16 protein-coding genes are annotated in these 18609 nt (G+C 46.1%); 15 read left to right on the top strand and 1 reads right to left on the bottom strand.

What is annotated here, in order from left to right:
* The first annotated feature begins 333 nt into the window (after positions 1 to 333).
* The 9 genes from GPK58_RS04165 to ptsP all read left to right on the top strand — a co-directional run bounded on the left by GPK58_RS04165 (position 334) and on the right by ptsP (position 11203).
* Complete coding sequence (locus GPK58_RS04165; RefSeq protein ID WP_215638257.1) at positions 334 to 1644, top strand: peptidase dimerization domain-containing protein; 1311 nt, start codon at positions 334 to 336, stop codon at positions 1642 to 1644.
* Between the two features lie 182 nt (positions 1645 to 1826).
* The gene (locus tag GPK58_RS04160; protein WP_215638256.1) at positions 1827 to 3089 is read left to right on the top strand and encodes an ABC transporter ATP-binding protein; all 1263 of its coding nucleotides are present in this window, start codon (positions 1827 to 1829) and stop codon (positions 3087 to 3089) included.
* The gene (locus tag GPK58_RS04155) at positions 3082 to 3936 is read left to right on the top strand and encodes an ABC transporter permease (protein WP_215638255.1); all 855 of its coding nucleotides are present in this window, start codon (positions 3082 to 3084) and stop codon (positions 3934 to 3936) included. The genes GPK58_RS04160 and GPK58_RS04155 overlap by 8 nt, the downstream gene beginning before the upstream one ends.
* On the top strand, positions 3933 to 4763 hold the full coding sequence (locus GPK58_RS04150) for an ABC transporter permease (protein WP_215638254.1): 831 nt from the start codon (positions 3933 to 3935) through the stop codon (positions 4761 to 4763). Before GPK58_RS04155 ends, GPK58_RS04150 begins: the two co-directional genes overlap by 4 nt.
* A complete protein-coding gene (gene potA / locus GPK58_RS04145) occupies positions 4717 to 5763 on the top strand; it encodes a spermidine/putrescine ABC transporter ATP-binding protein (RefSeq protein ID WP_015525681.1) in 1047 nt (348 codons plus the stop codon). The genes GPK58_RS04150 and potA overlap by 47 nt, the downstream gene beginning before the upstream one ends.
* Positions 5763 to 6581: an ABC transporter permease gene (locus GPK58_RS04140; RefSeq protein ID WP_015525682.1), complete on the top strand. Its 819-nt coding sequence runs from the start codon at positions 5763 to 5765 to the stop codon at positions 6579 to 6581. Before potA ends, GPK58_RS04140 begins: the two co-directional genes overlap by 1 nt.
* Before the next feature lie 12 nt (positions 6582 to 6593).
* Positions 6594 to 8447, top strand: a complete 1854-nt coding sequence (locus GPK58_RS04135; RefSeq protein WP_215638253.1) for an extracellular solute-binding protein — start codon at positions 6594 to 6596, stop codon at positions 8445 to 8447.
* Between the two features lie 33 nt (positions 8448 to 8480).
* Positions 8481 to 9521, top strand: a complete 1041-nt coding sequence (locus tag GPK58_RS04130) for a polyamine ABC transporter substrate-binding protein (protein ID WP_015525684.1) — start codon at positions 8481 to 8483, stop codon at positions 9519 to 9521.
* A 29-nt stretch (positions 9522 to 9550) separates the two neighbouring features.
* Positions 9551 to 11203: a phosphoenolpyruvate--protein phosphotransferase gene (gene ptsP, locus GPK58_RS04125; RefSeq protein ID WP_215638252.1), complete on the top strand. Its 1653-nt coding sequence runs from the start codon at positions 9551 to 9553 to the stop codon at positions 11201 to 11203.
* Positions 11204 to 11359: 156 nt separating this feature from the next.
* On the opposite strand, the gene GPK58_RS04120 is transcribed toward ptsP, so the two are convergent.
* Complete coding sequence (locus tag GPK58_RS04120; protein ID WP_215638251.1) at positions 11360 to 12238, bottom strand: homocysteine S-methyltransferase family protein; 879 nt, start codon at positions 12236 to 12238, stop codon at positions 11360 to 11362.
* Positions 12239 to 12537: 299 nt separating this feature from the next.
* Between GPK58_RS04120 and GPK58_RS04115 the strand changes: the two genes are divergently transcribed.
* The 6 genes from GPK58_RS04115 to GPK58_RS04090 all read left to right on the top strand — a co-directional run.
* Positions 12538 to 13263 (top strand): polysaccharide biosynthesis tyrosine autokinase, encoded by a 726-nt coding sequence (locus GPK58_RS04115; RefSeq protein WP_015525686.1) that lies wholly within the window; start codon positions 12538 to 12540, stop codon positions 13261 to 13263.
* Positions 13264 to 13299: 36 nt separating this feature from the next.
* Complete coding sequence (locus tag GPK58_RS04110) at positions 13300 to 14016, top strand: CpsB/CapC family capsule biosynthesis tyrosine phosphatase (protein WP_015525687.1); 717 nt, start codon at positions 13300 to 13302, stop codon at positions 14014 to 14016.
* A 12-nt stretch (positions 14017 to 14028) separates the two neighbouring features.
* Positions 14029 to 14763: a YveK family protein gene (locus GPK58_RS04105; RefSeq protein WP_129976128.1), complete on the top strand. Its 735-nt coding sequence runs from the start codon at positions 14029 to 14031 to the stop codon at positions 14761 to 14763.
* Between the two features lie 51 nt (positions 14764 to 14814).
* Positions 14815 to 15609 carry an immunoglobulin-like domain-containing protein gene (locus GPK58_RS04100; RefSeq protein WP_022426287.1) on the top strand — a complete coding sequence of 265 codons (795 nt, stop codon included), beginning with the start codon at positions 14815 to 14817 and terminating at the stop codon, positions 15607 to 15609.
* A gap of 87 nt (positions 15610 to 15696) precedes the next feature.
* Positions 15697 to 17115: a sugar transferase gene (locus GPK58_RS04095; protein ID WP_022426286.1), complete on the top strand. Its 1419-nt coding sequence runs from the start codon at positions 15697 to 15699 to the stop codon at positions 17113 to 17115.
* 267 nt (positions 17116 to 17382) lie between these two features.
* On the top strand, positions 17383 to 18609 hold a 1227-nt coding region (locus GPK58_RS04090; protein WP_442860551.1), incomplete at its 3' end, for a polysaccharide biosynthesis protein.

Below are 18609 nucleotides of genomic sequence, written 5' to 3'. Positions count from 1 at the left end.
ACGGGAACAGTATAAATATAGCTTGTGGACACTGTGTAAGACATTGCAGTACCGTAAGGTGTTTGCCAATGCAGTAGTGGAAGAAGCAAGAATCCCCCTGCTTTAGCTGTGGGGAGTGTCAACAGAAGGACATCTACACAGGAGAGCAGTGGCTGGAGATCATGCCGCAAAAAGCATCCAAAGCGCAGGCTGCTTTGCAGCTAAAACAAAAACTGGAATGTGACAGATTAGTTGTTTTTGGTGATGGAAATATCTCCAAAAAATATCTATTTCCAAACCAACTGTTTTATGATATCATATAGCTTAACCTGCGGAAAATGGAGGTTATAAGACATGAATCATATTGAAGAAAAGATCATTCAGACTATAGATGAACACAGAGATGAGATCATAGCCTTTGCGAAGGATATCCAGAGCCATCCGGAACCAGGGTTTTATGAGGAGAGAACAGCCGCACACGTAGCGGCTTTTTTGCGTGGCCTGGGACTTCGTGTGCATGGAGGACTTGCACGCACAGGAGTCCGCGCTGAGTGGATGGAACAGGACGGACCGAACGTTACTATTATCGGAGAACTTGACGCCATCGGATGTAAGTCGCATCCGATGGCTGATCCCGTTAACGGGACAGCACATGCATGCGGACACCACGCACAGATTGCAGCCATGATCGGCGCAGCATTGGCACTGACCAATGAGGAGGTTCAAGCCTCTCTGTCTGGGTCCGTATCTTTTTTTGCCGTTCCGGCGGAAGAATACATTGATGCAGATAAACGTGCACGGCTTCGTAAAGAAGGAATCGGCTTTCCTGCATCCGGAAAAAGCGAACTGATCCGTCTTGGAGAATTTGATCATTCAGACATTATTTTGACCACACATGTGCACATGATGCCGGTAGAAGAAGATTTTTACCTGGGGAATGCGGCCTGCAATGGATTTTCCGCAGAACGAGTGACAGTAAGAGGAAAAGCCGCACATGCAGCCATTGATCCATGGGATGGTGTCAATGCATTAAGTATTACTTCCAGTGCCATTCAGATGATGGGACTGATGCGGGAAACCTTCCGGGAGGAAGACCATGTGCGTCTTCACAACGTGATCCGAAAAGCCGGAGATGTGATCAATGCAGTTCCAGACGAAGCGGTGATCGAAACAAAAGTCCGTGCAGCGTCTCTGGATGCGATCCGGGCAACACAGGAAAAAATGGACCGTGCCTATGACGGAGCTGCCTATGCATTCGGTGGTACGATCGAAAGAGAACCGCTTCAGGGATATATGCCGATCCTGCACAGAGGTGCGGATAAAGTGATGGAAGAATCTGTAAAGCTTCTGGACGCTACGTACCGGTGCTCAAAGCCGGCAGATTTTAACAACGCCTGTACCGACGTAGGAGACCTGACCCATCTGTTTCCAGTGCTGAATTTTACATTCGGAGGATTTGCGGGAAAACTCCACGGAGCAGATTTTAAGATCATGGATGAAGAACTGGTATATATCAAACCAGCCAAGCTTCTGGCACTGACTACGTATCGTCTTCTCTGTGATCAGGCAAAAGAAGCAAAAAAAATCTGTCGGGAATTTAAACCTGTATTTAATAAAGAAACTTATTGTCAGTATATACGAGATAATTTTCATGAAAATGAGTAGTTAACCGAATCAGAGAAGTCCTATGAGGGTACAATAAGCAATCTTGAATCAGGAAATCCCATGCGGGGTACAATAAGCAATCTTGGATCAGGAGAATCCCCTGCGAGAGTACAATAAGCAATCTTATATCAGGAAAGTCCCATGCAGGGTGCGGATATCATAGCAAACAGAAGGAGAACTAAATGTCCGAAATTTCATTAGAACTGAAAAACATAAAAAAGAGCTTCCAGGAAGGTGAGGACGTCCTAGAAAGCATCTGTCTTACAGCAAAAAAAGGAGAATTTGTCACTCTGCTGGGGTCTTCCGGCTGTGGAAAAACCACCACACTGCGGATCATTGCAGGCCTGGAACAGCCAGATTCCGGCCAGGTTTTTCTGGATGGAAAGGATGTGACATCCCTGGAACCGAATCAGCGCAATGTGAACACAGTGTTCCAGAATTATGCACTTTTTCCACATATGAATGTAGCAGATAACATTGGATATGGGCTGAAATTGAAAAAAACATCGAAAGCGGAGATCAGCAGAAGAGTCAAAGAAATGCTGGAGCTTGTCCAGCTTCCGGGCTTTGAGAGGCGTAAGCCGTCAGAGCTTTCCGGCGGTCAGCGCCAGCGTGTGGCCATAGCCAGAGCACTTGTGAACAATCCGGAGGTACTTCTTCTGGACGAACCCCTTGGTGCGCTGGATCTGCAGCTGAGGCGTGCCATGCAGCACGAGCTGAAGCGCCTGCAGAAGAAGCTGGGGATCACCTTTATCTATATCACTCACGATCAGGAAGAAGCCATCAACATGTCTGATACGATCGCTGTGATGAACCACGGTCGCTTTGAGCAGATTGGGACGCCGGATGAGATCTATAATCATCCGAAGACCAGCTATGTGGCAACCTTTGTTGGAAATGCCAATATCCTGACCGGTATTGTGGAAAGCATTGCGGAAGAGGAGATTGACGGTACTTCCGCTCAGATCACCGTAAGAACTGATGCCGGAAAAGTAAAAGTATCAATGGACACCGTAGCTACATCTGACAGAGGATATTTCCCACAAAAAGGAGAAAAGGTTACCATCGCAGTAAGAAGCGAAAATATCCGGTTTGAGGAAAATAAAAAAAATGCACAACAAAGCACGCCGAATTGCACATCAGAAAACACAAAAAAGAGTGTACAGGAGCCCGCAGAAAAAAACACAGATGACAGCTGCGATGGCTTAACCGCCGAAGTTATTGAAAAAACCTTCGCCGGCGGCCAGCTCCGTGTTGTTTTGAAAACTTCGGAAGGTCAGGAAATCGTGGCAAGCCGTTACGGCATTGATACAAATGTCAGTGTAGGAGAAAAGGTGCGCTGCTGTTTTCTTCCTACAGATGCAGTGCTGGTAGATCGGGAAGAAAGATCAGAAGAAGTATTGCCGGATCAGTCAGGTCCCTGTGCAGGAGGTACCCATGCGTAAGCACAGAGCAGGCTCCGTATGGATGATCCTGCCGCTGTATCTTTTTACACTGATCTTCGTCGCACTGCCTCTTCTGTATGTAGCTGCACTGAGCTTTTCCACAGCAGACGGCGGCTACGGCGTGAATTGGAAATTTACTCTGGATAATTACAAGCAGATCCTGGAGCCTGTATACCTGCAGACCTTTACGGGATCCTTCCGCCTTGCGCTCACCAGCACTTTGATCATCTGTCTGGTGGGCTACCCCTTCGGATACTTTATGGCAAAGCTTTCTGAGGGCAAAAAGAAGCTGGCCATGCTTTTTCTGATGCTGCCTTTCTGGGTGAATTCCCTAATCCGTCTTTATGGCTGGATCATCATTCTCCAGAAAAAGGGCCTTCTGAATTATCTGCTGATGAAGCTTGGCATCATCCAGGAGCCCTTAAAAATCCTGTACAGCTATCCTGCGATCGTGATCGGTATGATCTATGTATTGCTGCCGTTTATGGCACTGTCCGTATATTCCAGTGCGGAAAAGCTGGACTGGTCCCTTGTGGAAGCTGCCAGAGACCTTGGAGCCAGCAAATGGAAGGCTTTCTGGAGCGTCACCTTTAAGCTGACTTTGCCGGGACTTCTTTCCGGAGTGATACTTACCTTTATTCCGTCTATGGGTCTGTTTTTTATTGCGGATATCCTGGGCGGAAACAAGATCGTACTTGTGGGAAGTCTGATCCAGGAGCAGATGACAAGAGGCAATAACTGGCCCTTTGCCGCAGCACTGGCTGTGGTACTGATGATACTGACAACTCTGATGATCGTATTATATCGGAAGCTTACCAATGTGAAGGAACTGGAGGGAATCGGATGAAAAAGAACTCAAAGCTTTCAGGACTGTACCTGGGGATCCTGTTTTTCCTTATGTATCTGCCCATTGGTGTGGTAGTGGTATTTTCGTTTAATGAAGCAAGACTTCCGGTGCGCTTTACCGGTTTTTCCCTGAAATGGTATCAGGAACTGTTTCAGGACAGGGATCTGATCCAGGCATTGAAAAACAGTCTGATCCTGGCGGTGTCCAGCTGTGGGGTATCAGCAGTGATCGGAACACTGGGGGCTGTAGGACTTTCCAGGATCCACTGGAAAACAAAAGGGGTGATGGAGTATATTTCCATTCTGCCTCTGATGATCCCAGAGATCATTCTGGGAATGGTACTGATGGCATTTTTCTATATGCTGAACCTGCCATTTGGAATGCTGACACTTCTGATCGGACACACGGTTTTCTGTGTGCCCTATATTTTGATGGAGGTAAAAGCAAGGCTTGTGGGAATGGATCCGTCCCTGGAAGAGGCAGCCAGAGATCTTGGTGCCGGTTCCTTTCGGGCCTTCTGGGACATTACCCTGCCGCTGATCATGCCGGCTGTTATATCCGGTTCTCTGCTGGCCTTTGCCATGTCCATGGACGATGTGGTGATCAGTATTTTTGTAACCGGGCCACGTGTATCCACGCTGCCGATAAAAGTTTACACACAGATGAAAACAGGCGTTACGCCGGAGATCAATGCACTTTGTACCATAATGCTGGGAGTGATCCTTCTGGTACTGGCAGTATATCTGATCGCAGGAAAACGCGGGAAGGGGAATATAAAAGATGAGCAACAAACTGATCGAGTTAAAAAATCTCACAAAAAACTTTGATGACCAGCAGGTGCTCCGGGGCATTAATCTGGACATTCACGAAAACGAATTCCTTACGCTTCTGGGACCCAGCGGCTGTGGAAAGACAACAACCTTAAGGATCATTGCCGGCTTTGAGGAGCCAAGCGGCGGAGAGGTACTGTTTAACGGAATTGAGATCTCCAAGCTGCCTCCATATAAAAGAGAGATCAACACTGTATTCCAGAAATATGCATTGTTTCCGCATCTCAATGTTATGGACAATATCGGTTTCGGCCTGAATCTGAAAAAGGTAGATAAATCTGTTATTGAGCAGAAGGTAAAAAGAATGCTGAAAATGGTAGGGCTGGAAGGCTTCGAAAAAAGAGATGTTACACTTCTTTCCGGTGGACAGCAGCAGCGAGTTGCCATTGCCAGAGCTCTTGTCAATGAGCCGAAGGTTCTTCTGCTGGATGAGCCACTCGGCGCACTGGATGCCAAGATCCGTAAGCAGATGCAGATCGAGCTGAAAAAGATCCAGAGAGAGGTAGGGATCACCTTTATCTATGTTACCCATGACCAGGAGGAGGCACTTTCCATGTCTGATACGGTAGTAGTCATGAACAACGGTGAGATCCAGCAGATTGGCAGCCCGACAGATATCTATAATGAGCCGGAGAACCGTTTTGTTGCCGGCTTTATCGGAGAGTCCAATATTATAGAAGGAACAATGATCAGGGATTTCCTTGTGGAGTTTGATGGCTTCCGTTTTGAATGTGTAGATAAGGGATTTGAGGACAACGAAGCCATTGAGGTTGTTCTTCGCCCGGAGGATCTGGATATTGTGGAACCGGATCAGGCCAAGATCAGAGGAACGGTACGGAACATTACGTTCAAGGGCGTGCATTATGAGATCCTGGTTGAGACGGAGCTTCGCACATACATGGTGCATACTACCGATTATGCAGAAGTGGGACGTGAAGTGGGACTGAAGTTTGGTCCTGAGGATATCCATGTTATGTGCAGAATGGGAGGATACTAATGAAACAGTTCAAGCATCTGATCAAGCCGTATATCATCTGGGCTTCGATCCTGATCGTGGTACCATTGATCCTGATCGTGCTTTATGCATTTACCTCAGATGGAAATGAAGTTCTGACCCTGCATTTTACATGGGCGAATTTTGCAAAATTTCTGGAAGCTACATATTTAAGTGTTATCCTGAAATCCTTCCGCCTGGGTATCCTGACCACACTGATCTGCCTGGTCTGCGGATATCCGCTGGCATACATTATCTCCAAATATTCCGAAAAGGTGCAGAGCTTTCTGATCCTTATGGTCACCATTCCCATGTGGATCAACATGCTTCTCCGTACCTATGCATGGATGAACATTCTTTCTGACAATGGTCTGGTGAACAACCTTCTGAAAATGCTGGGAATCTCACCGATCACCATGATGTATACAGATTTTTCCGTTATCGTGGGCCTTGTTTGTAACTTTATGCCCTTTATGATCATTCCGATCCATACATCCTTAAGTAAAATGGACAAGTCACTGATCGAAGCGGCCAACGACCTTGGTGCCAATCCATTCCAGACCTTCTGGAGGATCACCTGGAAGCTTTCCATGCCAGGTGTGGTCAATGGTATCATGATGGTATTCCTTCTGTCCATATCAACCTTCGTTATTCCGAAGCTTCTCGGCGGCGGCCAGTACATGCTGATCGGTAATCTCATTGAGTCACAGTTTATTTCTGTAGGTGACTGGAACTTCGGAAGTGCCATTTCTCTGATCCTGGCAGTGATCATCCTGATCTTTATGAGCCTGATGAAGAAGATGGATACCCAGGACGATTAAAGGAGGCAGGAGATGAAAAGAAAAAATACCATATTTTCAAAATTATATGTAGTGCTGTGTCTGGCATTTTTTTACCTGCCGATCCTTGTGACCATGATCTTTTCCTTTAACTCATCCAAGTCCCTGACCAGATTTACAGGATTTTCCCTGCGCTGGTACGGAGAGCTAATAAACAACATGGAGATCAGTAAGGCAGTTTATGTTTCAGTCACAGTGGCAATTCTGGCAACTGTTATTTCCACAGTGCTGGGAACCATCACAGCCATCGGACTTTCAAAATCCAGAAAGGTTCTGAAGGAGATGGTCCTTACCATCAATAACTTTCCAATTCTGAATCCGGAGATCGTAACCGCGATTGGTCTGATGCTGCTGTTTTCTTCGCTGGGAATGACGAAAGGCTATCTGACCATGCTGCTGGCACATATCGCATTTTGTACGCCCTATGTGATCACCAGTGTATATCCGAAGGTACGAAGCCTGGATCCGAACCTTGCCAATGCAGCCATGGATCTTGGTGCAACGCCATATCAGGCACTTACCAAGGTTATCGTGCCCATGATCAAAGAAGGGATTTTTGCGGGAGCGCTCCTGGCCTTTACCATGTCCTTTGACGATTTCGTAATTTCCTACTTTGTTTCCGGAAACGGAGTAAAAAATATATCCATTGTTGTATATAATATGACAAAGCGCATCAATCCCACCATCAACGCCCTTTCTACTATTGTGATCGTGGTCATTGTGCTGGTGCTTCTTTTTGCAAATCTGATCATGCCGAAGCTTCAGGCCTCCACCGTGAAAAAAATGGATCCGAAAAAAAGAAGGATCGTTGCGATTGTCACAGCTGCTGCGGTTGTTCTGGTATTGGGAAAGTGGACGATCGTAAGTCAGGGAAACCACGTGCTTCGTGTATATAATGCCGGAGAATATATGGACCTGAGTCTTCTGGACAAATTTGAGAAGCAGTATAACTGTACTGTTGTATATGAAACCTTCGAGTCCAATGAGATGATGTACACCAAGCTGGCCAGTGGTGAAACCTACGATGTTCTGGTTCCGTCAGATTATATGATCGAAAGACTGATCAAGGAGGAATATCTTCAGGCCCTTGACTGGAAAAAGATCCCAAACAGCAAAAATCTTCTTCCCGAGGTACAGAATAAGGACTATGATCCGGGAAATCGTTATTCCTGTCCGTATTTCTGGGGAACTGTAGGAATCCTTTATAATAAGAATGTAGTCTCTCAGGAGGATCTTGACAAAGAGGGCTGGAATATTCTCTGCGATGAAAAATATAAGGGAGATCTTTATATGTATGATTCCGAAAGGGATTCCTTTATGATTGCCCTGAAAGCGCTGGGGTATTCCATGAACACAAAAAATCTTGATGAGATCCAGCAGGCTTATGAGTGGCTGATCCGGCAGAGAGATACCATGGATCCGATCTATGCAGGTGATGATGTGATCGACAACATGATCTCAGGAAACAAGGCAATGGCGGTTGTTTATTCCGGAGATGCTTCCTATATCATCAGCGAAAATCCGGAGCTTGGCTATTATACTCCGCAGCAGGGAACCAATACCTGGTATGATGCCATGGTCATCACCAAGGACTGTAATGAAGTAGATCTGGCTCATGAGTTCATCAATTTTATGTTGGATGATGAAAATGCTCTTTCCAATACCGAAGAAGTAGGATATACTTCTACTGTAAAGAGTGCATTCGAGGAGATGAAGAACGGAACTTATGAGGGAATTTCTTCCTATATTCCGCAGATCGACAATCCAAAGAATGAGATCTTCGGATACCAGAAGCCAAAGATCAAGCAGAAATTCGCAGAGCTTTGGACAAAGGTAAAAGCAAAATAACAAGACGTCAGAGAGAGACATGAAGGAGGTTCTATGAAATCAAAAAAAGCAGCAGCGATCATGTTATGTGCGGTACTTGGAACATCTATGATAACAGGTGTCAGTGTCAGTGCAAAGGATAAGGATGAACTGGTACTTTATACATGGGACGGAATGTTTCCGCAGGAAGTGCTGGATGATTTTGAAAAAGAAACAGGGACCAAGGTGGTATATTCCAACTTTGATACCGATGAGACCATGCTTGAGAAGCTTTCCCAGGCAAAGGGCGGCGATTACGATGTGGTAATTGCAGATGATTACATTATCGACAGCGCGGTAAAAGAGGGACTTGTCCAGAAGATCGACAAGGATACCGTTTCCAATTTTAAGAACATCAACCCCCTTTATCAGGGACAGTTTTATGATCCGGATGACGAATATACAGTACCTTACGGAGCAGGAATCCCACTGATCGTTTATGATCCGGAGCAGGTAGATATCGACATTAAAGGATACAAGGATCTCTGGGATAAATCTCTGGAGGACAGCATTGCCATCGTAGGTAATTACCGCGTGATCTGTGGCATCACACAGCTTTCCATGGGAGAGAGCATGAACGAAGAAGATGTAGCCGTGATCGACAAGACCGGTGAGAAGCTGAAAGAGCTGGCACCGAACATTCGTATGATCCAGGATGACAATACACAGAATGCACTTCTCAACGGAGAGGCAAGTGTGGCATTTCTTTATACATCACAGGTAACACAGGCGCTGAAGGATAATCCGGATCTTAAGGTGGTTTATCCGGAGGAAGGTCTTGGATTTGGTATTATGGGAATGTTTGTGCCAAGTGAAGCACCGAATGCGAAGGCTGCCAATGAATTTATCAATTATATCCTGGAGCCGGAAGTATCTGCACAGTGCATCAACTATATCGGATACTACAATACAAACAAGGCAGCAGATGATCTGGTAGACGAGAGCCTGGTTGTTCCGGACAGCGTGACAAAGGGTGAGATCGTACAGAATGTAAGCCAGGAAGCAGAGCAGGAATACAATAAGATCTGGACAGAGTTTAAAGCTGCCTGCGATTAAGCAGACGGACCAGTAAGGGGGTTTTTCAGGTGGAGATATACAAAGGCACATCCGCTTTTTCCGGAATAGCCATTGGAAAAATACTGTATTACCACAGAGGCGAATATCAGATCCGTCAGTCCATGGTAGACAATGTAAAAAAGGAGCTGGATCGTCTGGATAATGCAAGAACAGCGGTAAAGAACCAGATCCAGCATATGTATAAAAACGGAGCACCCCTCCCCAAAGAGCAGGAGCTGACCTTGAAACGTCAGCTGAAGCTCTTAAGTGGCGGCAGCTTCCAGCGGGCCGTGGAAAGCATGATCACGACAGAAAAGGTCAGTGCAGCTTACGCAGTCCAGACAACCAGGGATGAGCTTGCAAATGTGTTCCGCAAGCTGGAGGACGAGGCTGTCAAAGAACAGATCGAAAATATCAGGGAGATCTCCGAGCTGCTGATCGGCGCCATGGGTGGCTCCCATGCACGGATCAATCTGGGAGATGAGCCGGTGATCCTTGCAGCAGAGCAGCTTTCCCCCAATGAACTTCTGGAGATGAACAAAGCCAGTCTTCTGGCGGTAGTCATGCATCAGGGGTCTGTTATTTCCCATGTATCGATCATGGCAAAATCCATGGAAGTTCCCACCCTGGTCGAGGTGGAGATACAGAAAGAATGGGATGGCCATATGGCTATTGTAGATGGGTATACAGGAACACTGTATATCGATCCGGAGCCGGAGCTTCTTAAGGAATATGAGATCCGTCATGCAGCAGATAAGGAAGAGCGGGAAGAACTTTTGAGACTTCGGAACCAGAAGGATATCACAGCCGATGGCAAGGAGATCAAGCTTCTGGCAAACATCGGAAATCTGGATGATCTGAATACGGTTCTTTATTACGGAGCAGCAGGTATCGGCCTTCTTCGAAGTGAATTCCAGTATCTCGGAAGAGAGAATTATCCAAGAGAGAATGAGCTGTTCCGTGCCTATAAAAAAGTAGCCGAGGGTATGGATGAACGTCCGGCAGTGATCCGTACCGTGGACCTGGGGGCAGACCGTCAGGCAGAGTATATGGCAATTCCTGATGAGGTCAATCCTATGATGGGAAACCGCGGCATCCGCCTCTGCCTTGATCGCAAAAAAATGTTTAAAGCGCAGCTTCGGGCTATTTACCGTGCAAGTGCCTATGGAAATATCAACCTGATGTATCCGATGATCACGTCCGAGGATGAACTGGATGAGATCGAGAAGCTGATCCGTGAGGTAAAAAAGGGCCTGGATGAGAAGAACATTCCTTACAAAAACATCCGTACCGGAATTATGATCGAAACACCGGCAGCGGTCATGATCAGTGAAGAACTTGGAAAACGTGTGGATTTTCTGAGCCTAGGAACCAATGACCTGACCCAGTATACCCTGGCTATGGACCGGCAGAATCTTCTTTTGAAGGATAAATACAACGATCATCATCCAGCGCTTGTAAAGATGATCCGCATGGTAACAGAGGCAGGACATAAGTCAGGATGTGAAGTTTACATATGCGGAGAGCTGGCAGCAGATTCCAATCTTACAGAAGCTTTTATCCAGATGGGAGTGGACGGCCTTTCCGTTGTTCCTGCCTGTGTACTTCCAGTGCGAAAAGCGATCCGCAGCTCCTATGCGGATGAGGCAAACCGGCCGGAAGAAGCAGTAAAAGAGAAATAATATCCGGAAAAATAAAAATCCTGAGAATTTCTATGTTGATATCTGTTGATATCTCACATAGGATCCTCAGGATTTTTTTGACGGAATCTTTCACTCACGGCTTATTGCTGTTCTCAATTGAAGCAGTGCGTGGAAGCATATCTGTTCCGGTTAAAGTTATCGAAGTCCAAGCACCTGGGCGGTTTCCGAAATAAACTCCGGTGTGGTACCACAGCATCCGCCGATCACGGAAGCACCGTTGTCCACCAGCACCTTCATATAACCTGCAAAATCCGCAGGGGTCATGCTGTAAACTGCATTTCCAAGATCATCGATCTGGGGCATTCCCGCATTGGGTTTGGCAATGACCGGAATGGAAACGTTCTCTTTGATATTGCGGATAACCGATACCAGCTGGTCCGGGCCAACCGAGCAGTTGATGCCGACAGCGTCTGCACCTGCAGCTTCCAGGGACATGGCAGCCTCTATGGCATTTCCGCCGCTGAAGATACTTCCGTCTGCTTCTACAGTCACGGTACAGATGATAGGAAGCTCGCAGACACTCTGGCAGGCGTCTACAGCAGCCAGTGTCTCCTCGATATTGATCATGGTTTCTGCTACGATCAGGTCCACACCTGCATCACGGAGATAGCCGATCTGTTCCTGATAGACTTCGAAGGCTTTTTCGTAAGTCATGTCACCGGCCGGTGCCATCATCTTGCCTGTGGTGGTGATATCACCTGCTACGAAAACACCCTCCGGTGCGATCTCCTTTGAATAGCCGGCCAGGGCATGATTGATCTGTTCAATCTGATCCTCCAGTCCATGCATAGTGAGGTTAATACGGTTTCCGCCGAAGGTAGGCGCATAGATGATATGGCTTCCCGCTTCGATGTATGCCTTCTGCAGAGACTGGATCACATCCTTGTGCTCAAGCACCCAGCTCTCTGTGCAGACACCACGCGGCATGCCGGCCTTCATCAGGTTGGAGCCGGTAGCACCATCCAGCAGCAGGACATGATCTTCGGTCAGTTTCTGAAATTCCTGTTTTGTCATATGTTTATATCCTCCTTATGGCAGCCAATCACGGTTGGCAAAAAATAGGGCTCCTCCTGTAACCGCTGCACTCATTGCCGTGGGTTTATTTTAACACAGGGAATAAAAATAATCTATCCTGTTTCTGGGACGGAAAATAAAAAATAATAAAAATTAGGCAAATTGTACATATTTAACGACTTTTCTGTCGAATAAAGAACTTGCGTATTAGAAAATAGGATTGTATAATAACCTATAGACATGCCCAAAGGGCAAGACTGTCATCAGATAGAACATAAAGGTAAAGGTGAAAAGGAATTATGATTAAAGTTAAACTGAGCAACTGGAAGTCTGATCACCAGATGGATGAGGCTTATAAAGCTCTGCGAACAAATATCCAGTTCTGCGGAGCAGATAAGAAAGTGATCGCACTTACCAGCTGTACTCCTAATGAGGGAAAGAGCAGTGTGGCATTTAATCTTGCTGCCTCTCTTGCTGAGAGCGGCAAATCAGTGCTTCTGATCGATGCCGATCTGCGTAAATCCGTTTTGATGGGACGTGTGACAGTAGACCAGGAGGTAATGGGACTTGCTCATTATCTTTCCAAGCAGGCCAAGCTTTCTGATGTGATCTGTGCCACTACACTTCCGAAGTTCCATATTATCTTCTCCGGTATCGTACCTCCGAACCCGGCAGAGCTTCTCGGAAACAGACTCTTCAAGGATATGATCCGCGTGGTAAGAGATGTTTATGATTACGTTATTGTAGATACACCGCCGCTTGGATTGATCATCGACAGTGCTATCATAGCAGATTCCTGCGACGGATCTGTAATCGTCGTTGAATCCGGTACCATCAGCTACCGTTTTGTACAGGAAGTAAGAGATCAGCTTGCCAAGAGCAACTGCCCGATCCTGGGAACCATCCTGAACAAGGTGGACTACAGCAAGGCCGGCAATTACGGTCACTATGGCAAGTATGGTAAATACGGCAAGTACGGTAAGTATGGTTCCTACGGAGATTATGGTGAGAGCAGCAGTAAATAAAAAAACATTGACAACAGAAATGAGTGGGTTATTTTAATGAAGGGACTTTATGATATTCATTGTCATATCCTCCCCGGGGTGGATGACGGTGCAAGAAACATGGAAGAATCACTCTGGATGCTCAACAAGGAGTATCAGGAGGGCGTACGTCATGTGATCCTGACACCACATTTCCGGTACGATATGTTTGAGCCGCATATGAACATTGTGACAAGACAGTTCATGCAGCTGCGTAGAGCAGCCATGAATATTGGTGATGAAGGCATGAGACTTTATCTGGGCTGTGAACTCCATTCCAGTATGGATATGGTGGAATGCCTTAAGAAGGGACGGCGGCTTACCCTTGCAGGTTCCAGATATGTGCTTGTGGAATTCAGCAACGGAGATGAGAAAAATTATATTGAAGAACGGGTCAGAAGTCTTCTGATGAATGGTTTTATCCCGATCATCGCTCATGTGGAACGTTATAAGGCTACCCGGAACGATATTGGATTTTTGACAGAGCTGAAGGATATGGGAGCACATATCCAGGTCAATGCAGATACCATCAGCGGTCAGGACGGATTCGGGGCAAAAACCTTTGCACGGAAAGTCATGAAGCATGGGCTTCTGGATTTTGTCGGTTCTGACGGACACCGTAAGACGGAGCGTATCCCGGAGATCGGCAAATGTGTCGCCAAAATGGAAAAAACAATGGGGAGCGAATATGTAAAGAAGATCTTTATCAAAAATCCCCGGAAAATCACAGGGTAATGGAGAAAAGAAATGGAAAATCAGACTGTTAACAACAACGACGAAGTAGAGATCGATCTTGGTGAGGTATTTCACCTGTTACTGAGCAAGCTGGGTGTTATCATTTTATCCGGTATTGTTTTCTGCCTGGCAGCTGTTATGGGAACCATGCTTCTGATCACACCGAAGTATGAATCCACAACCAAGATCGTGGTACTGTCCAAGCAGGACAGCAGCACACTGACCAATCAGGATATCCAGACAAGTACATCACTGACCAAGGACTATGCGGAGCTGATCAAGAGCCGTACAGTTACTGAGGGTGTGATCGCACAGCTGAAACTGGATATGACACATGAGGAGCTTCTTAAGAAGCTTTCCGTAGATACACCAACGGATACACGAGTAGTATCCATCACAGTTACAGATACCGATCCTTATACAGCGGCAGAGATCGCAAACGCAGTAAGAGATATTGCTTCCAAGCATATCCAGCAGGTTATGGATATCAAGGCAGTAAATGTGGTAGAGACAGCAAACATCCCGGATGAGCCATCAAGCCCAAGCGTACCGAAAAACGGTGTGATCGGCGGACTTCTGGGTATCCTTCTGGCAGCAGCTGTTGTGATCATCGTATATCTGACAAACGATACTGTAAAGACACCGGAAGACGTAGAGAAATATCTTGGATTAAGCGTACTTGGTACAATCCCATACTCTTCCAAAATGGGCAAGAAATCCAAAAAGAAAAAGAAACGTCACGCATAAAAATAACAACAACGGATCAAAGTGTTGGGAAAGGCCGGGAGCAGCAAAAATATGAAGAAATTTTTTGTGTTTTTATTAGTGGTCATCTGCCTTGGTATGGGAGCCGGTGTAGTATACATGAAGAGCTCCGAGGATAATGAAGGACCGAAGATCACATTTGAAGAGGGAAAAGATACGAATTATACATCCGATATGACAGAAGAGGATCTTCTGAAGGATGTAAAGGCACAGGATGACAGAGATGGAGATGTTACAGAGTCTCTTACTGTAGAAACCATATATCCGAAGAATGACGGAAAACAGGTTTCTGTTATCTTTGTTGCAAAGGACAAAAACAACAATGTAACAAAAAAAGAATTTACCATGGAAGCTCAGGACGGCAGTGCCGAAAATCCGCAGCTGGGACTGATCGATAATGACGGTCTCACAGAGGACGGAGATTCCACAGATACCACAGAGCCTGCAGAAGAGACAGATATGCAGGATGGGACAGAAGCAGACAGCACAGATGCTGAAAGCGGAGATTCCGCAGAAGGAGAACTGACTCCGGAGGAACAGGCGCAGAAGACACAGGAAGACAAGATCGAGCAGCTTTCTCCGCAGGATCCAAAGATGTATCTGACTACATATTACGTAGAGGTACCGGTAGGAACTACGCTGGATAAATTAAGCTATGTAAAGGATATCCAGGATGATACAGAGTCAACCAGTGATCTTTTCAAAAGGATTCAGATCACCGGTGATGTAAATACAGCTGCACCGGGAACTTACGAGCTTACATATTATGTAGTAGACAACAGTGGAAACAGCTCCAACGGAGCCGTACTTACCATTGTTGTGAAATAAATATCATCCCCTCTCCAGGTGCCTGAGATACCGGAGAGGGGATAAAAGCAACAAAAAATGTAAGCGAGGGAAGGCGTAGAAAAGAATATGTATCAAAAAGAAAACAGCAGCTGGGTAAAACATGCCGATTTTACGATTTGCGATATGTTGTGTCTGCAGCTTGCGTTTGTACTTGCATACTGGATCCGAAACGGGATCGATCAGCCATACGAGACAGAGCTGTATCGAAATGTGGCAGTGGTGATGTTTCTTATCCAGCTGATGGTCACATTTTTTAATGAAAGCTTCAGCGGAGTTCTGCGAAGAGGAATGCTGGTGGAACTGAAGAAAACCTTTGAACAGTGTACACTGGTCTGTCTTCTGGTCCTGGCATATATGTTTCTTTTAAGAATTGGAAACAATTATTCCAGAATGATCCTGCTGATCACCTATGTACTTTATATCTGCTTCAGCTACTGCGGCAGACAGGCATTGAAGAAATTCCTGAAGGATCACAGATACGAAGAAAGCGAGAAGCGATCCCTGCTGATCGTTACAGTCAGTGAAAATGCAGACAATGTGGTGGAAACCATCCGCAAGAATAATTACGGAACCTATCATTTGGCAGGAATTGTTTTTATGGATTGTGACAAGAAGGGAGCATCCGTCTGTGGAGTGCCGGTAGTAGCCGGAAAGGAGGATATGATCTCCTATATCCATAAGAACTGGATCGATGAAGTATTTTTTGCAGTGCCTAAGGAAATTCCGATCCCGGAGCAGATGATCAAGGATTGTTCTGCAATGGGAGTTGTCATCCATATGAGACTGGCAACCATGAAATCCCTTGGCAAGAACCAGGTGGTGGAGGAGCTTGGCGGATACACTGTGCTTTCCAGCAGTATCCACATTGTGACACCGCGCCAGATGTTTGTGAAACGAGCTATGGATATCGCAGGCGGTCTGGTAGGTTGTCTTTTTACAGGAATCGCAGCGATCTTTCTGGTTCCGGCCATTAAGATCAAATCTCCGGGTCCTGCATTTTTCTCACAGGTCCGCATGGGAAAGAACGGTCGTCCGTTCAAGATCTATAAATTCCGCTCCATGTATATGGATGCAGAAGAACGCAAAAAAGAACTGATGAAACAGAATAACATAAAAGATGGAATGATGTTCAAAATGGATGATGATCCACGAATCATCAAAGGAGTAGGACATTTTATCCGAAAGACATCCCTGGATGAATTTCCACAGTTCTGGAATATTCTGAAAGGAGATATGAGTCTTGTAGGAACCAGACCGCCGACAATGGATGAGTGGGAGAAGTATGAGCTTCACCATCGCAAACGTCTGGCCATCAAGCCGGGACTTACCGGTATGTGGCAGGTAAGCGGTCGAAGTGATATTACAGATTTCGAGGAAGTCGTAGAGCTTGACACAAAGTACATTGCCGAATGGTGTCTGAAGCTGGATATAGAGATCCTGGTTAAGACAGTTATGGTCGTTTTCCGCGGAAGCGGCGCCAAATGATCCATACATATTGAGATTCGAATATAATGACCCGGGCTGCGGAGACGCAGTTCGGGGATAAAAATAAATTAGATAAGTTATAAATATAAAAGAGGAAGTAAAAAAATGCAGATTTTATTGATCATGCTGATCGTAATATTCCTTGCGTTCTCGGTCCTGCTTCTGGCACTGGCAAAACAAAGTCCCAGGGAAAAGCAGACAGAAGACAAAGAGCAGGAAGAATACATCAGGGATTATGCAGAAACAGTAAGACAGACCGGAGGAAGTATGAAGAAGTTAGAACATTGGAAAGTAATTGCGATATATCTGATCATCTATGACATGATAGCTGTTAATTTTTCTTATTTTATGGCGCTGCTGGTGAGATTCGATTTTCGGTATTCCTCGATCCCCACAGACTATTTTGCCGCATGGAGGAGTTTTGCACCAATCTATACCATTATCATCCTGGCAGTGTTCGGATGCATGCATCTGTATAACAGTGTATGGCGTTTCGCAAGCTTCCATGAGCTGATCAAGATCACGGTAGCAACTGTGATCACTGGCGTTCTGCATATTGTGGGTATCACGATCTTCTGGGAACGGATGCCGGCTTCCTATTATCTGATCGGTATCATGCTGCAGTTTTTCCTGACTGTAGGCGTACGTTTCTCCTATCGTTTTGTACTTCTTGAGCGGAACCGCAGAGAAAAGAGCGAGCGTGAGGAGCGGAGCAAAAACGTGATGATCATCGGTGCAGGAGAAGCGGGCAGGACCATTGTCCGGGAGCTTCAGAATGCAAAGGAAACCAATTCCAGAGTACGCTGCCTGATCGATGACAATCCGAATAAATGGGGAAGATACATGGAAGGCGTTCCGGTGGTAGGCGGAAGAGACGATATTTTTCTCAATGTGGACAAGTATCATATCAATCAGATCCTTCTTGCGATCCCGACGGCAACACCGCATCAGAAGCGAGATATCCTGAACATCTGCAAGGAAACCGGCTGCGAGCTGAAGCAGCTTCCTGGTGTATATCAGCTTGTAAACGGAGAAGTATCCCTGAGCAAGATGAAAAAAGTAGCAGTGGAGGATCTTCTTGGACGAGACACCATCAAAGTTAACATGTCAGAGATCTTTCAGTATCTGAAGGGAAAAAGGATCCTGGTAACAGGAGGCGGCGGTTCTATCGGAAGCGAGCTCTGCCGTCAGATCGCAGGTCATGAGCCAGAGCTTCTGGTGATTTTCGACATTTATGAAAATAACGCTTACGACATTGAGCAGGAGCTGAAGGCCAGTTATCCGAACCTGAACCTGAAGGTACTGATCGGCTCCGTCCGTGACAGCAAAAGGATCAACTGGGTATTTGAAACCTATAAGCCGGAGATCGTATATCATGCAGCCGCACATAAGCACGTACCGCTGATGGAGAACAGCCCCTGTGAGGCAATCAAGAACAATGTGGTAGGAACCTATAAGACTGCATATGCGGCAATGATGAACGGCTGCCAGCGC

Origin of the sequence: Blautia sp. MCC270, assembly GCF_018785605.1 — a bacterium.
In the GTDB taxonomy this organism is placed as follows: Bacteria; Bacillota; Clostridia; order Lachnospirales; family Lachnospiraceae; genus Blautia_A; species Blautia_A fusiformis.
Note: the sequence above shows the minus strand (reverse complement) of the source record. Positions and strands in the feature narration are given on the sequence as shown.

Coding starts and splice junctions, on each gene's coding strand:
- GPK58_RS04165 (WP_215638257.1), top strand. CDS start 334: ATGAATCATATTGAAGAAAAGATCATTCAGACTATAGATGAACACAGA.
- GPK58_RS04160 (WP_215638256.1), top strand. CDS start 1,827: ATGTCCGAAATTTCATTAGAACTGAAAAACATAAAAAAGAGCTTCCAG.
- GPK58_RS04155 (WP_215638255.1), top strand. CDS start 3,082: ATGCGTAAGCACAGAGCAGGCTCCGTATGGATGATCCTGCCGCTGTAT.
- GPK58_RS04150 (WP_215638254.1), top strand. CDS start 3,933: ATGAAAAAGAACTCAAAGCTTTCAGGACTGTACCTGGGGATCCTGTTT.
- potA (WP_015525681.1), top strand. CDS start 4,717: ATGAGCAACAAACTGATCGAGTTAAAAAATCTCACAAAAAACTTTGAT.
- GPK58_RS04140 (WP_015525682.1), top strand. CDS start 5,763: ATGAAACAGTTCAAGCATCTGATCAAGCCGTATATCATCTGGGCTTCG.
- GPK58_RS04135 (WP_215638253.1), top strand. CDS start 6,594: ATGAAAAGAAAAAATACCATATTTTCAAAATTATATGTAGTGCTGTGT.
- GPK58_RS04130 (WP_015525684.1), top strand. CDS start 8,481: ATGAAATCAAAAAAAGCAGCAGCGATCATGTTATGTGCGGTACTTGGA.
- GPK58_RS04120 (WP_215638251.1), bottom strand. CDS start 12,238: ATGACAAAACAGGAATTTCAGAAACTGACCGAAGATCATGTCCTGCTG.
- GPK58_RS04115 (WP_015525686.1), top strand. CDS start 12,538: ATGATTAAAGTTAAACTGAGCAACTGGAAGTCTGATCACCAGATGGAT.
- GPK58_RS04110 (WP_015525687.1), top strand. CDS start 13,300: ATGAAGGGACTTTATGATATTCATTGTCATATCCTCCCCGGGGTGGAT.
- GPK58_RS04105 (WP_129976128.1), top strand. CDS start 14,029: ATGGAAAATCAGACTGTTAACAACAACGACGAAGTAGAGATCGATCTT.
- GPK58_RS04100 (WP_022426287.1), top strand. CDS start 14,815: ATGAAGAAATTTTTTGTGTTTTTATTAGTGGTCATCTGCCTTGGTATG.
- GPK58_RS04095 (WP_022426286.1), top strand. CDS start 15,697: ATGTATCAAAAAGAAAACAGCAGCTGGGTAAAACATGCCGATTTTACG.